The sequence below is a fragment of the Rothia sp. SD9660Na genome (genome assembly GCF_030064065.1).
Lineage (GTDB): Bacteria > Actinomycetota > Actinomycetes > Actinomycetales > Micrococcaceae > Rothia.
In genome coordinates, this window is record NZ_CP125946.1 from 1,858,378 (window position 1) to 1,872,625 (window position 14,248).

A 14,248-nucleotide genomic window follows, 5' to 3' on the forward strand; every position below is an offset into this window, starting at 1 on the left:
GGACTTAATGAAACGATTAGGGACACCCCTCTCTTCTGCCCTGCGCGCACCCAGCCTGCGCACCGGCGTCCTTGCCCTGTGTGCCAGCACGACCCTGGCCCTGGCGGCCTGCGGTTCATCAGACAGCGGAAACGCCAGTTCCAGCGGCGCATCCAGCTCAGCTAGCGCAGCAGCAAGCACCAATAGCGCCGGTGAGACCCTCACCGAAAACTTCGCAGGCTCCGAAGCTCTAGCCCAGGCCAGCGAAGCCGCCGTAGACACCGAAGAAGTTCAGACCACAGAACAGCTCTACAGCGACGTCCAGGGAGCCCTTGCGGGTATCGAGCCGGCAAGTACATCCACCACAGCAGAAGATACCTCAGAGGAGATAACCGGCGACACCGAAAACGTCCAGGCCACCGAAAATGCCGTCGAAAGCTACGTATCAACCGAAACCACCTCACAGCTTGAAGCAGCGGCCACCGGCACGGCCCTTGACCAGTACCTCGCCACAGCCACCGAATACGCGCTCGCTGGCTGGCATGTAGAGGGAACCTCCACCGTAGTCGGCACCTCCCGCATCGCCGATGGCGACTACATGGGGCAGCCCGCCAAAATTCTAGAAGTATGCCTGGACTCCTCCCAGGTCAAGGTACTCGATGCCAACGGTAATACCGTCAGCGCACCGCAGTTCACCCGCTCACTCAACATTTTCACTCTGGTAGAAGAAAACGGGGCATGGAAAATTGCTTCCCATGACTTCCCCAATAACGCAGATTGCTAAACACACATGAAGAAACCCTCACTATTAACTAAGATCGCCGTTGGCGCAGTCGCCCTGGGCGTTGGCGTCTCCGTCATCCCCGGCGCTATCGCCACCAACGAGTACGTAGCCAACGGTCTCACCAGCGAAACCGCAGCAGCCTCCTGCTGGGAAATCAAGCAGAACGACCCCGAGTCAAAGTCTGGCGCCTACTGGCTCTGGACCGACGAGATGGACGCCCCCGCCCAGTTCTACTGCGATCAGGAAACCAACGGTGGCGGCTGGGTCATGATTGGCCGCGGCCGTGAAGGCTGGAGCGAGGACTACGCCGGTAAGGGCGACCCCCGCGAGCTAGCAACCAACCCCGACGGTACGGACGCTTTCTCCCCCGTCCAGCTCCCCTCGACCACCGTGGATGCCCTGCTGGGCGACACTAAGGTGCAGGACCTTGAGGACGGCGTGCGCTTCTACCGCGCAGGTAACGCCGCCGGCACCACCTGGCAGAATATGTATGCCAAGCGCACCAAGACCGAAAACTGGTCCTGGACCCTCTCGGCCTACCACCCCTGGGAAAACATCCGCTACGATAACGACCCCGCACTGGGTGCTGACCGGAGCTACGCGACCTCGGTCAACCGTATCTCCAACAATAACGACTACTACTACGCTAATAACTTCTACGGGCGTAGTAACCAGTCCTGGAAGATCGGCTTCGCCTACGGCCGCTTTATCAAGGGCACCGATACCGCAACCTCCTACCTGTGGTCCCCCCGTCTGGTAGGTTACGCTATCCCCTTCACCCAGGTCTTTGTGCGCCCCAAGATTACCCAGGCAGACCTAAACCTGACCGATATCGCAGATAGCGGCACCGCAGCGTCCACCGAACGCGCCCTGCCCGCTAGCTTCTCATCCCGTGTTACCTGGCGCACCAGCCCTAACAGTGGCACCGGCTCCACCAGTGAACTCAACACCCGTGTGCAGGCCATTAACCAGTTGGGCGATACTGTCTTCACCGGCGGCGACTTCGCCTACGTTGAGCATGCCACTACCGGTGAGAAGGTCCAGCAAAAGTTCATCGCAGGCTACAACGTCAACACCGGTGAGCTGGTGCGAACCTTCACCCCCCAGCTCAACGGTCAGGTCAAGGCAATCTCCCCCCTACCCAACGGCAAGCTGGCTGTAGGTGGCGAGTTCACCCGCGTCAATGGGCAGCCCTCCAATGGCTTCGTCATTCTTGATCCCGCCACCGGCGCAACCGACACTTCCCTGGGCTGGGATGTCGTGAACCGCAACGCCAGCGGTGTCTCCTTCGTCAAGTCCATTGATGTGCAGGGCAACTACGTTTACATCGGCGGTAACTTCACCCACGTTAAGGGTGCCACCTCTGATACTTACGCCTACTCAAAGAACGTAGCCCGCTTCCGTCTGAACGACAACTCGGTGGACTGGTCCTGGCGCCCCACCACCAACGGCACCGTCAACGGTATTGCTGCAAGCGACCAGGGTGTTGCCCTGGCCGGTTACTTCTCTACCGTCAACGACCAGCGCTCTTGGAAGCTGGCCTACCTGAACACCACCGATGGTGCCCTGGCGCAGCAGTGGGAGTGGACCCTGTCCCACCGTGCTTCTAACCCTAACCCCCGTGACGGCTTCCAGTTTGATGTGCAGGACGCCGGTGCGACCGTCTGGACCGCCGGTGCAGAACACCTGGTAGCCCAGTACGACAAGGCCAACCTGAAGAACCGCCTGACCACCGCTATCACCAAGAGCGGCGGCGACTTCCAGGATTTGTCCATGGACAACGGCGTGCTCTACGCTGCCTGCCACTGTGGGGACTGGATTTACTACGGTGCCACCACCCACGATATTCCCTGGGACGCCCCTACCTATAACGGTGTGAACACCATCCGCCTGATCGCGGCTTTTGATGCCCAGACCGGTGAGATCCTGCCCCAGTTCAACCCCAGCCTGCAAGGCCAGCGCGGCCATGGCATCTGGGCCTCCTTCACCGACTCCACTGGCACTCTCTGGGTCGGTGGCGATATTACCCGCTCTCAGGGTTACAACGGGGTACAGCAAACTGTTGGCTTCGCCCGCTATGCCCCTGCTGACTCAACAGCACCGGCTACCGCCTCTAACCTGGCTGTGACCACCGATGGAACCACCGATACCCTTACCTGGACCGGTGTTTCTGAACGCGGTGTGACCTACCAGATCCTGCGCGACGACCGCGTTGTTGCCTCGACCTCAGACACCAGCTACAAGCTGCCTACTACTGAGGACGCCCGCTACTTCGTTCGCGTGGCAGATGCTGCCGGTAACGTCTCAGCCTCTACTCCTGTAGCTGTAGCCGCTAAGCCCGCTCCCAGCCCGGAGCCCACTGTAGATCCTACGACCGAGGCACCGGTAGAGCCGTCCGCTGAGCCCACGGCGGAGCCCACCACTGAAGCTCCCGCTGAGCCGACCGCTGAACCTACTACCGCAGCGCCGTCCGCTGAGCCCACGGCTACCGCTGCCGAGAGCGTCAAGCCCATTGAGGAAATTACCGAAGAGCCTGCTCCGCCAGTTGTAGAAGAGAACCCCGCGCCTGCTGAGCCGGTGGCCCCGGTCGAGCCGGTCAAGCCTGCTGACCAGAAGGTTGTTGCCTCGGGCGATAACTGGGACGTTGCTTTCGTACTCACCAATGAGTACGACAAGACCTGGCGCAACACCAACTACGCCTACAACACCGCCCGCCAGTGGTACATTGCACCGACCTCAATCGGTTGGGGCGAGTTCTCCCTGGCAACCCGCATTCAGTTCGCCTACTACGATCAGCCCATGTCGATGTTCCTGCGTAAGGAACTGCAGCTGACTCCGCAGGCTAACCAGGAGCTGGTTCTGACCACCTACGCAGATGACGGTATGGCTATCTACGTCAACGGTCGCGAGGTGAACCGCACCAACCTGATGGCGAACGCGGCGCCCAATACCCCGGCGCGGAAGGCAGTAACCTACTCCCTGGCGAAGGCAACCCCGATTACCGTGGTTGTTCCTGCTAGCCAGCTGAACCAGGGTAAGAATGTGATCGCTGTTGAGGTTCACTCTTACCGCCGTTCTGAGAGCGCTACCTTTGATATGGAAGCAGTTCTGCGCACCAAGTAAGACTGCTAGCTGCCCATAAATAGCTGTGGCCCGTGCCTCTTGCGCGCGGGCCACAGGTGTTTAACGGGGCAGTAGGGCGGATGCCGGGGCCCGCCTGCCCTATTTCGGTAGGCCGGTTGGGGGCAGGAACATATTGAAGGTCATAGTTTTGTGGGCTGGTTTTCACCTGTAACTAGCTCACCCGTTCACCTAAAATTAAATACCCGGACTTACCGCCCCGCTGAGACTGCCTCTTTCATCGCACGTTGAGGTAGCGCTTACTCTGCCGGGACTTGCCGGTTGCACACACGTATTTCAAGGATTAACTAGGGTTTATGACGAGCACTCGCACTTTGCCCCCTCGCGGGTTTAGGGAAACACTGACACAGCTGAACTCTGCCCAGAAGTCTGGGGCTGGAGTGCCTGCCTATACCCGCTGGGTCAACCGCCGTATTGCTCGCGTTTTTGCCGCTGCTGCGGTCAAGGTTGGGCTGGGCCCCAACGGGGTGACAGCGCTGAGCGCCAGTGTTTCTGTGCTGGGCATGCTCCTGCTGATTTTCTTCCCGCCTACGCCCTTGCTGGGCCTGGGCGTGGCTCTGCTCTTTGCCTTGGGCTATGCCCTGGATTCGGCAGACGGCCAGGTAGCCCGCGTTACCGGAGCCTCTTCCCCTGCCGGCGAGTGGCTCGACCATGTGGTTGATGCTATGCGCACCCCCGCTATGCATTTGACCGTTCTGGTGGGCTTTATCAAGTACCCTGCGGCTTTTCCTTTCACCGGCTGGCAGCTCTGGTGGCTCCCTCTTGCTTTTACGGTGCTGGTCACCGGGCATTTTATGAGCCAGATTCTGGCAGAGCAGCTGCGCAATAATCGGGGTACCGCTGCCCCGGCTACCGGGGGCACCCTCCGTTCTTTCGTTAACCTGCATATGGACGCCGGTACCTTCTGCTGGATTTTTATTTTCTGGGGTACCGGGCTTGGCTTTGTGCTGGTCTACGGCCTGCTTTTTGCGGCCAATGCGGCCACTGTCTTGCTCTCTATACGTCGTAAGTTCCTTACTCTTGCTCAGCCGGCAGGTGCCTAATGCAGAGTGTATCCGTCATTATCGCGACCAACGGTAAGCGCCCCGAGCTGCTGCGTACCGCGGTAGCTGCAATTTTTGAGCAGACCTACACCGGCCCGGTTGAGGTGCTGGTGGTCTTTGACCACGTTGAGATTGACCCGCTCGCCGACGTCCTCGTCCCGGAAAATCGCTCTCTGCGCACTATCCCCAACGCCCGCCCCCAGGGTCTAGCCGGTGGCCGCAACACCGGTATTGAGGCCGCTGCGGGCGAGATACTGGGGTTCTGCGATGACGACGACTACTGGCTGCCGACCAAACTGGCCGACCAGCTAGAGCTCTGGCAGCGCGCCCCGCAGGCAGTTGCGATTTCTTCGGGTATACGTGTGCGTTCGGGCGGTAAAGACATCGACCGTCTGGCCCCGACCCGAGCTACCTTCACAAATTTTCTCCGCTCCCGCATTACCGAGATCCACCCTTCGGCTATGCTCTACCGCCGCTCAGATTTTCTAGGACGTGTGGGGCTGGTTGACGAGGACCTCCCGGCTGCCTACGGTGAAGACTACGACCTGCTTCTGCGTGCCACCAAGTTCGGTGACATCTACTCGGTTGAAAAGCCGCTAGTACTGATTCTCTGGGACCGTCCGTCCTTCTTCGCCGGCAAGTGGGAGAATATGGCTGCGGGTCTTACCTACCTGCTGCGCAAGTTCCCCGAGTTTGAAAGCGATCCCAAGGGTCTTGCCCGCATCTCAGGGCAGATCGCTTTTATTCACGCTGCACTGGGAAACAAGAAGCTGGCCTTGGCTTACGCGCACGCTACCCTGCGCCGTGACCCAGCCCAGCTACGCGCCTGGGCAGCGCTCCCTGTTGCCCTGGGCCTGGTGAGCCCTTCTGCCCTGCTGGCTGCTGTCAATAAGACCGGTCGAGGCCTCTAGCCTCATGGCCCTTCTTACCCCCACTCACCGCCACAACCGGTTTTTAACCGCGGTTGCCCCCACCGCCGGGGCTCCCCTCCCGGCCTGGCCCATCCTGGTCCTGCTCTACGGCTTTCCCTTGGTCTGGGCTTTGGGTCTCATGCAGTTCGCTCCCACTATTCTTGCTGCCTGCATGATTGTGTTGATGGTCATGCGTCGCCATGTGCTGGTGCACTCAACCATGTGGATCTGGTTTGCTCTCATGTTCTGGGGGCTCATCTGTATCGTCTCGATCGATACCGCTTCAGAGTTCCTGGGCTGGTTCCAGCGCTACATGAACATCTTTAACGTGGGTATCTACACCCTCTACTTCTTCAACGCCCGCGAGCGCATCCCTAACCACGTGATGTTGGGTGGTCTGCTGACGATCTGGTTTACGGTGGTCATTCTGGGCTACCTAGCCCTGGCTTTCCCTGACTTCCGTCTACCGACCCCGATGAGTTTTATCCTGCCCGGTGCCCTGCTTAACAATGAGCTGGTCAAGGACTACGTGCTGCCGCCCATGGCCGAGGTGCAGTGGCCTTGGGGTGCTGAGGTGGCTTATATCCGCCCGTCTGCGCCATTCCCCTACGCTAACTCTTGGGGCCTGGCCTATGCGCTGCTGACCCCTGTGGTGTTTGCGGTGATGACCGGTGTGCACTCGAGGAAAATTCAGCTGGGGCTGGGTTTTGCGGTGGCCCTGTCGCTGGTGCCTGCTGTGGCTACCTCTAACCGGGGTATGTTCATTGGCCTGGGCTCAGCTTTTGCCTACGTGCTCTTCCGACTCCTACTCAAGGGTGACTGGCGGGCGCTGGGTATCGGTGCGGTGCTGGGCGTTGGTGTGGTGACCTACCTGCTGGTTTCTGGTGCTGTGGGCGATATCTTGGGCCGCCAGGAGTATTCTGATTCCACCGGTGGTCGCGCTTCGCTCTACGAGCTGACCTTTGAATACACCCTGCGCTCTCCCCTGGTGGGCTACGGTACCTCGAAGATGGCCGATAGCGTGGGCGTGTCGATGGGTACTCAGGGCCAGGTCTGGGCGCTCATGTTCTGCTTTGGTTTCGTGGGCTTGGGTCTTTTCCTGCTCTATGTGCTCTCGGTTCTGATCAACACCTGGAACATCGCTTCGATTACCGGTATGTGGGTACACTCGGTGATTGTTGCGGCTTTGGCCGTTGTTTTCTTCTACTCTTTTGACGTGATCCAGCTGACCGTTCTGATGCTGTCGGTGGCGCTCATGATGCGCTCCCGTATGTACGGGGAGGGTCTGTAATGGCTCGTTCTCTTGCTCGGAGCGGGGCTTTCTCCTCCCTCTACGTAATGTATGGTTCAGCTGCGGCTTTCGTGGCTACCCTGATTGTTTCTAACGGGGTGGGCGAGGCCGGCGCTGGTGCCTTCTTCCAGGTCATAGCTTTCTTTGCTATTGCCACTTCTCTCTGCGTTTTTGGAGCTGATACAGGTCTGGTGCGCACCATGAGCGCCCAGCGTGCGGTGGGGCGCTACTCTACCCTGCCCCAGCTCCTTCGCTTTGCCTTCGGCCCAGCAACCGTCATTGCCCTGGTGCTGTCTGTAGCCGCCCTGCTCTGTGCGCTACCGGCTGTGACTCCGAATCTGGGGGCGGACGTCCGCGCCGCAGTTCTCGTATCGGCCCCCTTTATGGTGGTGGCAGCATGGATGACCCTGTGTTTTGGTGCCCTGCGCGGGCTGGGGTACACGGTTGAGTTCACATTCTTGCAGTCGGCCCTGCTGCCGACCCTGCGTATCGGTGCAGTGTTACTGGCGGTGGCCTTCTCTGGAGCTATTGCCTACCTGGCGCTTGCCTGGGCTGTGCCTCTTCTGGTGGTTTTTGTGGTGGCTGCGCTCTGGGTACGCAAATATATGCCCCAGCAGGATGACGTACCCAGCTACCCAGCTCGCCACCTTGCAGTTGAGCAGGTGCCCCCTACCGCTGTGGCTGCTCCCGAGTCGGCCCGTTCTTTCTGGGCTTTTAGCTCGGCTCGCGGCGTATCGGCTATGGTCGAAGCGGTACTGGAGTGGGTTGATGTGCTGCTCATCGGTCTCTTCTTGGGGCCCGCTGCTAGCGGCGTCTACGGGGCGGTCAACCGCTGCGTACGGGTGGGCGCCATGGTGGAGCACACCGCCCGCGTGATCACTGGCCCCGATATCTCAGCGGCTATCGCTACCTGCGACCAGCTCCGGGCCCGCCAGATATTTGTCTCGGCTACCCGTATTCTGGTTGCTGTCGGCTGGCCCTTCTTCATCACTCTCGCCGCCTTTGGGCCGGTCTTACTGGGTTTCTTCGGTGAGGGCTTTACAGCCGGCGCTCCGCTCTTCTTTATCATTGGGGCGGCGATGCTGGTGCAGATGGCGGCTGGCGGGGTGCAGTCGGTTCTGCTCATGAGCGGACGCGCCCGATGGCAGCTCTACAACAAGCTTTCGGCTTTGCTGGTAGCCCTTGTGCTGAACCTGATGCTCATTCCTCTCTGGGGGCTTGCCGGAGCAGCAACAGCCTGGGCGGCAGCCGTCCTCACCGACTGCGGCCTGGCTACGGCCCAGGTCTACGGCAGGCTGGGTATCCACCCCCGTCTCACCGAGGTCCTGCCAATTATGGCTCTTGCAGCCCTTACACCGGGTGTGGGGGCAGCGCTGACCATCCTGCTATGGGGGCAAAGTCTGCTAGCCTTAGCTGCCTATGCGCTGCTTCTTATCCCCCTCTATCTAGCCCTGATCTACCGTTTCCGTCGAGCAGTCGGTCTTGAAACTCTCGTCGTATCAATCACTCGCAAACTTCGCCGCTAGGCCTATACACTCCTAGGGAAGGAACACACATGGAACGCTCCTTACGAGCCAGAGCCAACGACCAGCAGGCTACCCCCATTTCGCTGGGGGCCGCCGTCCGCCGCATCCTGCGCCACAAAATCGTTGTCCTCATCAGCGCCCTCATCTTCGCTGCCCTGGGTGCAGTCGCCGGCCTAGCCCTGCCCCACTCTTATGAGTCCAAGGCCGTCATTAACGTCACCCAGCCCAGTGCAGGAGCAACCGGGCTACGTTCTGCTCTGAACTCCATCGACATGGACACCGAAGAAGCCATCGCATCCTCCCGGGTGGTTCTACAGGCCGCAGCTGACGAACTGGGTATGGACGTAGCCGACCTCAAAGACCAGGTCACCGCAGCCGGTCACTCCAACAGCACTATTCTCGACATTATCGTTAACACCGATGACGCCCAGAAGTCAGCTGACATCGCCAACACCGTTGCCCGCGCCTACCTTGCCCACCGCTCAGACACCCTACGCGCCAGCCGGGAAGAGACCCGAGAGAACATCGACGCTGTCTCTAACGGTATGGATAAAGCCCTCGTTGACCAGGCAATTCTGACCCTAGAAGCGACTTCTACCGACAGCGGCACCATCATTTCAGAGGCCCAGGTGACCGACGCCCCCTCAAACTTTAGCCTGGCCCAGACCATCTTCATCGGCGGCGCCATGGGCCTGCTCATCGGTATCTTCGCAGCCTACGTTGTAGACCGCACCAACCGCACCCTGGGCTACTCAGAGCGCCTCTCAGAAATCTCAGGGGCTCCTGTCTCCATCATTGCCCGCGGCGCCGAAACCGAATCAGCAACCCAGCTGTTGCGCCGTATCGGCGTAGCAGACGGCCGCCTCAAGAACGCAGACCTACGCGGAATCACTATCTTCTCCCCCACCCCCCGCACAGCAGCCTCGCTGACCTCCCTGCTCACCAGCGTCCTCACCGACAGCAACTACAGCATCGCTGACGCCGCTACCTTCAACGCTCTGGGCCTTGAGAACCTCAAGGACCACATCAAGCAGAACTCCCCCGTCATCATCGATGCCCCCGCGTCCGCCTCGACCTCAAAGGTCCTGCTTGCCGCCGACCATACCCGTGTGCTGCTGCTGCCCTTTACCTCAAAGAGCACCGTCAAGAGCGCCCAGCGACTCTTCGACGAGCTCACCCCGGCCAACTCCACCCAGGTCATCCCCGTCTACTTCGACGCACCCACCCAGAAATAAGCAGCCATGAAAGTACTCCTCACCGCAAGCGCTGGCGGGCACCTGGCCCAGCTCATAGCCCTCGATAAATTCTGGAAAGAACACGACCGTGCCTGGGCCACCTTCGAGCTGCCCGAAGTCAAAGCTGCTCTAGAGGGCGAGCGCACCTACTGGGTGTACTTCCCCACCACCCGCAATATTCCCAACGCTATTCGCAATATCGGGGTAGCCTGGCGGGTGCTCCGCAAGGAGCGGCCTGATGCGGTGGTCTCCACCGGAGCCGCGGTCGCTGTGCCCTTCTTTATCATTGCTAAGTTGCTGGGCATCAAGACCGTTTTCATCGAGGCCTATGACCGTATCACCATGCCCACCCTCACCGGCCGCATGTGCTACCCCATGAGCGACCTCTTCGTAGTGCAGTGGGATGAGCAGAAGAAAACCTTCCCCGAAGCCGTCAATATCGGCCATATCCTTTAGGAGGTTGCCGTGAGAGAAACCCCGTGCCCCGACGTCGCCCAGGCTAAGGCCTACGACCTGGTTGTCTCGCTAGGTACCGACCACCATCATTTTGACCGGCTCATCCAGTGGGTTGATGCCTACCTGGCCGACCGGCCAGAGGTTACTGCCCTGGTACAGCACGGATTCACCGCTCCTCCCCAGTATGCGGACGCCGTCGAGCGCATGCCACGCGCTGACCTGCTTGAGCTGTATCGAGCCGCCAGGGTAGTGCTGGTTCAGGGTGGTCCAGGCTCAATTCTCGATGCCCGTGAGGTCGGAGCTATTCCCCTGGCCGTGCCGCGTGTGGCTGAGCTCGACGAGGTTGTTGATAACCACCAGGTCGAGTTCTCCCGGGTTATGGAGACCCACGGTGAGGCTATCGTTGTGACCAGCCCCGAAGACCTGAGGAATAAGCTGGACGCGGCCTTTGCCGACCCCGGTTCGCTCCGGGGCACCTACCGGGTGCCCGGTAGCGACCAGGCCTCAGATAACCTCTCAGCCGAGCTAGAGGCCCTGGGCACAGCCTATAACAGCGGTTTCTTCCGTCGAACCGCCCAGATTATTGCCGGATTCCGCTCTCAGTAAGCAAGGCTGCCCCGCGCTTTCGCGCCCTCAAGCACACCCCGTAGAATAGGGCACGACACCTTTATCACTGCCCCTGAAAGAGAGAGCCCATGGCTGTTCAGAGTTCAACCACTATCAACGCTTCTATCGACGACGTCATCCGCGCCTTCGCCGACGAGAACTTCGCTCGCTTCGCCAGCGAAAAGGTCCGTATCTCCTTCGAGTCCTTCTCTGTTGATGGCGACCCCGCCGGTGCCTTCACCGCCACCACCGTGCGTGCCATCCCCGCAGACCGCATTCCCGATATGGCCAAGAAGCTCCCCGGCGTCTCCAACGGTGTAACTGTTTCTCAGGTTGACCGTGTCTCAGCTCCCGCAGCAGACGGCTCCCGCACCGTAGTTTCTGAGGTCACTGTCAAGGGCATCCCCGTCACCGGTAACGCAACCCAGACCCTGACCCCCGCCGGTGAGACCACCGAGGTTAAGGTCGATGGTGAGGTCAAGTGCTCCATTCCCCTGGTTGGTAAGAAGATTGCCGCTGCTGCTGAGCCCCAGATTGGCCGCGTTTTCTCGGCCCTGGGCACCAGCGCCGAAGAGTACATCAAGGCTAACTACTAAGAGTCTCTAGATACCAAGGACGCCCCGCCTTCCGCTCCCCTTTGAAGGGGAAGGAGGGCTGGGCGTCCTTCGTTATGCCTGGGCTTCGCTCTAGAGCAGGAAGCAGTTACGCAGCAGCTGCTACCGGGGTGTTGAGGGCTTCGAGGGCTGCCCGCAGCTTGGTGCTGGAGGTGTGGGCGGTGTAGGGGAAATAGACTACCTGCACGCCGACCTCAGCGAAGCGGTTTTCTAGGTCGATGCCGCGCTGGGTGCCCTTCCAGTCATCCCCCTTGAAGAAGGTATTGAAGCGAACCTGCTCCCAGGTTTCGAGCTTGTCGACCACGGTTTCGGCCCGGACTTCGTCTACGAAGTCGATGTGGGAGACGATTTCCATGCGTTCAGCCAGGGGCACGATGGGCTTACGCCCCTTGGTGATTTCTAGCATTTCGTCGGAGACCACTCCGGCGATCAGGTAGTCGCAGTTCTTTTTAGCTTGGCGCAGGATGTTGAGGTGGCCTACGTGGAAAAGGTCGAAGGCGCCGGCAGCATAGCCGATGTTCATGGGTCCCCCAGGTGTGTGTGGGCGCGGTGCGAGCGCGCGAGTACGGGTGTGTTTGCCTTTTAACCCTACGTTAAGGTTCGGGGCAGGGTAAGGACGCAGCCGGGGGCGCTTTGGGGGACACCCCAGGTCAGAGCGTGGTTGGGGTAACAAAACCCACCCCGCTACAGCCCGACAGGGGCGGACGCTTTGGGGTGGGTTCTGTGCGCTGAGCTGGGGCTTTGATCTGAACTAGGCTTGCATGCTGAGTTAGGCGGCTGCTGCTTCCTTGGTGGCTTCTTCGGCTGCAACCCAGGAGAGCATGGCGCATTTCACGCGGGCTACGAACTTGGAGACACCGGCGAAGGCTGCGGCATCGCCGAGGACTTCTTCGTCGGGTTCGATCTGGCCGCGGGAGCGGAGCATCTCGCGGAAGTCGTCGACGAGCTTCTGGAATTCCTGGGTGCTCATGCCGGGGGCCATTTCTGAGAGTACGGAGGCTGCGGCCATAGAGATGGAGCAGCCGTCGCCTTCCCAGGAGATGGAGTCGATGGTGTTCCCGTCGTCGTTGAGGATGACGCGTAGATTGATTTCGTCGCCACAGGTGGGGTTGTACTGGTGGTTGGTTGCGGCGCGGGTTCCGTCTGGGGGGTCGATGAGGCCCTCGCCGGAGCGTTGCTTGGAGTGTTCCAGAATGATTTGCTGATAGAGCTGTTCGAGGCCGCTCATAGTCGGTGTCCTTCTTTCACGGTGGGTGGCTAGTTGCGCTTATCTTTAGTCGGTGTAGCCGAAGTAGCGGCGCACCTTAGCGAGTTCTTCGATGAAGCGTTCTACGTCGTCGGTGGTGTTGTAGATGTAGGCGCTGGCGCGGGTTGAGGCGGTGATGCCAAGAGCCCGGTGCAGGGGCTGGGCACAGTGGTGGCCTACGCGTACGGCGATGCCCTTTTCGTCGAGGAGCTGGCCGACGTCGTGGGGGTGCACGCCTTCGACGTGTACCGAGGTGAGTCCGGCTCGGGGCTGACCTGCTGCTGGGCCGATGAGGCGGACGCCGGGGATTGAGCTCACGCCTTCGGCAAGTAGCTGTCCGAGCTTGGATTCCCAGGCGTGAACCTGTTTCATGCCCAGGTGCTGGAGGTAGCGTATGGCTTCGGCCCAGGCTACGGCCTGGGAGACGCGCTGGGTTCCTGCCTCAAATTTGATGGGGGCGGGCATCCATTCAGCTTCGGTCATGGTGACCTTGGTAATCATGGAGCCGCCGGTGAGGAAGGGAGGCATAGCGTCAAGCAGCTCGTTGCGGCCGTAGAGGGCTCCGATGCCGGTGGGAGCGAGCATCTTGTGGGCTGAGAAAGCTGCGAAGTCCACGCCGAGTTTTTTTACATCAACGGGCATGTGGGGCACTGACTGGCAGGCATCCAGCACGGTGAGAGCTCCAACTTTCTTGGCGAGTGAGACCATGAAATCGACGTCGGTGATGGAGCCTGCCACGTTGGAGACGTGGGTAAAGGCGAGGACGCGGGTGCGGTCGGTAACGATGGACTCGGCAGCTTCGTAGTCAATGAGCCCCTGGTCGGTGACCGGGATGTAGCGTAGGGTTGCGCCGGTTCGGGCTGCCAGGATTTGCCAGGGAATGACGTTGGCGTGGTGTTCCTGCTCGGTGGTGACAATTTCATCGCCCTCCCCCAGCGCAAAGCGGGTGGCGGCGTCCCCACCGATTCCGGCGGACGCATTGCCGAAGGAGTAGGTGAGCAGGTTAAGGGCTTCGGTGGCGTTGGAGGTCCAGACCAGCTCGTTCTCGGCGGCGCCGACGAAGGAGGCGACGGTGCGGCGGGCGTCCTCGAAGGCGTCGGTGGCGTCGACGGCGAGGGTGTGGGCGCCGCGGTGGACAGCTGAATTCGCGCCGAGGTAGTAGTTACGTTCAGCGTCGAGTACCTGGAGGGGGTTTTGGCTGGTGGCTCCGGTGTCGAGGTAGGCCAGGGGGTGGCCGTTGACCTCACGGCTGAGGATGGGGTAGTCCTTGCGTAGCTCGGTGACGAGTTCGTTGGTGAGCTCTGCTCCGGCGGGAGTGCGGTAGCTGCTGGCCACTGTCTTTGCCTTTCCGTTGGGTACGCCTGGTATAACGGCATGTTTTTCTAGCCTATTCCCTGCCGGGCGGAATTGGTAGTT

At 60.4% G+C, this 14,248-nt stretch carries 13 protein-coding genes; 10 read left to right on the forward strand and 3 right to left on the reverse strand.

Translation table 11 applies throughout. The annotated features are described in order from the left end of the window. The first annotated feature begins 7 nt into the window (after positions 1-7). The 10 genes from QM007_RS08730 (at position 8) to QM007_RS08775 (ending at position 11,568) form a co-directional block, all read left to right on the forward strand. Entirely contained in the window at positions 8-763 is a 756-nt protein-coding gene (locus QM007_RS08730; protein WP_283489597.1) for a hypothetical protein, read from the forward strand. Between the two features lie 6 nt (positions 764-769). Continuing rightward, positions 770-3,886 carry a fibrinogen-like YCDxxxxGGGW domain-containing protein gene (locus tag QM007_RS08735; RefSeq protein ID WP_283489598.1) on the forward strand — a complete coding sequence of 1,039 codons (3,117 nt, stop codon included), beginning with the start codon at positions 770-772 and terminating at the stop codon, positions 3,884-3,886. A 398-nt stretch (positions 3,887-4,284) separates the two neighbouring features. After that, complete coding sequence (locus tag QM007_RS08740; RefSeq protein ID WP_283489599.1) at positions 4,285-4,947, forward strand: CDP-alcohol phosphatidyltransferase family protein; 663 nt, start codon at positions 4,285-4,287, stop codon at positions 4,945-4,947. Further along, positions 4,947-5,858, forward strand: coding sequence for a glycosyltransferase family 2 protein (locus QM007_RS08745; protein ID WP_283489600.1), 912 nt, complete (start codon positions 4,947-4,949; stop codon positions 5,856-5,858). The genes QM007_RS08740 and QM007_RS08745 overlap by 1 nt, the downstream gene beginning before the upstream one ends. 4 nt (positions 5,859-5,862) lie before the next feature. Then, positions 5,863-7,149 carry an O-antigen ligase family protein gene (locus tag QM007_RS08750; protein ID WP_283489601.1) on the forward strand — a complete coding sequence of 429 codons (1,287 nt, stop codon included), beginning with the start codon at positions 5,863-5,865 and terminating at the stop codon, positions 7,147-7,149. Continuing rightward, on the forward strand, positions 7,149-8,675 hold the full coding sequence (locus QM007_RS08755; protein ID WP_283489602.1) for a lipopolysaccharide biosynthesis protein: 1,527 nt from the start codon (positions 7,149-7,151) through the stop codon (positions 8,673-8,675). The genes QM007_RS08750 and QM007_RS08755 overlap by 1 nt, the downstream gene beginning before the upstream one ends. A 29-nt stretch (positions 8,676-8,704) precedes the next feature. After that, complete coding sequence (locus QM007_RS08760; protein WP_283489603.1) at positions 8,705-9,910, forward strand: YveK family protein; 1,206 nt, start codon at positions 8,705-8,707, stop codon at positions 9,908-9,910. Between the two features lie 6 nt (positions 9,911-9,916). Then, positions 9,917-10,366 (forward strand): PssD/Cps14F family polysaccharide biosynthesis glycosyltransferase, encoded by a 450-nt coding sequence (gene pssD / locus QM007_RS08765; protein WP_283489604.1) that lies wholly within the window; start codon positions 9,917-9,919, stop codon positions 10,364-10,366. 9 nt (positions 10,367-10,375) lie between these two features. Next, a complete protein-coding gene (locus QM007_RS08770; RefSeq protein ID WP_283489605.1) occupies positions 10,376-10,972 on the forward strand; it encodes a glycosyltransferase in 597 nt (198 codons plus the stop codon). A gap of 89 nt (positions 10,973-11,061) precedes the next feature. After that, on the forward strand, positions 11,062-11,568 hold the full coding sequence (locus QM007_RS08775) for a DUF2505 domain-containing protein (RefSeq protein WP_283489606.1): 507 nt from the start codon (positions 11,062-11,064) through the stop codon (positions 11,566-11,568). Between the two features lie 106 nt (positions 11,569-11,674). Here QM007_RS08775 and QM007_RS08780 read toward each other — a convergent pair whose 3' ends face one another. From QM007_RS08780 to QM007_RS08790, 3 genes are all read right to left on the reverse strand, one after another. Next, on the reverse strand, positions 11,675-12,109 hold the full coding sequence (locus QM007_RS08780; protein WP_283489607.1) for an FAD synthase family protein: 435 nt from the start codon (positions 12,107-12,109) through the stop codon (positions 11,675-11,677). Positions 12,110-12,355: 246 nt separating this feature from the next. After that, on the reverse strand, positions 12,356-12,814 hold the full coding sequence (sufU, locus tag QM007_RS08785; RefSeq protein WP_283489608.1) for a Fe-S cluster assembly sulfur transfer protein SufU: 459 nt from the start codon (positions 12,812-12,814) through the stop codon (positions 12,356-12,358). Positions 12,815-12,859: 45 nt separating this feature from the next. Further along, entirely contained in the window at positions 12,860-14,167 is a 1,308-nt protein-coding gene (locus tag QM007_RS08790) for a SufS family cysteine desulfurase (RefSeq protein ID WP_283489609.1), read from the reverse strand. Between the last annotated feature and the right edge of the window lie 81 nt (positions 14,168-14,248).

What these genes read in the sequence shown, in the direction of transcription:
- QM007_RS08730 (WP_283489597.1), top strand. Translation starts at nt 8, where the DNA reads ATGAAACGATTAGGGACACCCCTCTCTTCTGCCCTGCGCGCACCCAGC.
- QM007_RS08735 (WP_283489598.1), top strand. Translation starts at nt 770, where the DNA reads ATGAAGAAACCCTCACTATTAACTAAGATCGCCGTTGGCGCAGTCGCC.
- QM007_RS08745 (WP_283489600.1), top strand. Translation starts at nt 4,947, where the DNA reads ATGCAGAGTGTATCCGTCATTATCGCGACCAACGGTAAGCGCCCCGAG.
- QM007_RS08750 (WP_283489601.1), top strand. Translation starts at nt 5,863, where the DNA reads ATGGCCCTTCTTACCCCCACTCACCGCCACAACCGGTTTTTAACCGCG.
- QM007_RS08755 (WP_283489602.1), top strand. Translation starts at nt 7,149, where the DNA reads ATGGCTCGTTCTCTTGCTCGGAGCGGGGCTTTCTCCTCCCTCTACGTA.
- QM007_RS08760 (WP_283489603.1), top strand. Translation starts at nt 8,705, where the DNA reads ATGGAACGCTCCTTACGAGCCAGAGCCAACGACCAGCAGGCTACCCCC.
- pssD (WP_283489604.1), top strand. Translation starts at nt 9,917, where the DNA reads ATGAAAGTACTCCTCACCGCAAGCGCTGGCGGGCACCTGGCCCAGCTC.
- QM007_RS08775 (WP_283489606.1), top strand. Translation starts at nt 11,062, where the DNA reads ATGGCTGTTCAGAGTTCAACCACTATCAACGCTTCTATCGACGACGTC.
- QM007_RS08780 (WP_283489607.1), bottom strand. Translation starts at nt 12,109, where the DNA reads ATGAACATCGGCTATGCTGCCGGCGCCTTCGACCTTTTCCACGTAGGC.
- sufU (WP_283489608.1), bottom strand. Translation starts at nt 12,814, where the DNA reads ATGAGCGGCCTCGAACAGCTCTATCAGCAAATCATTCTGGAACACTCC.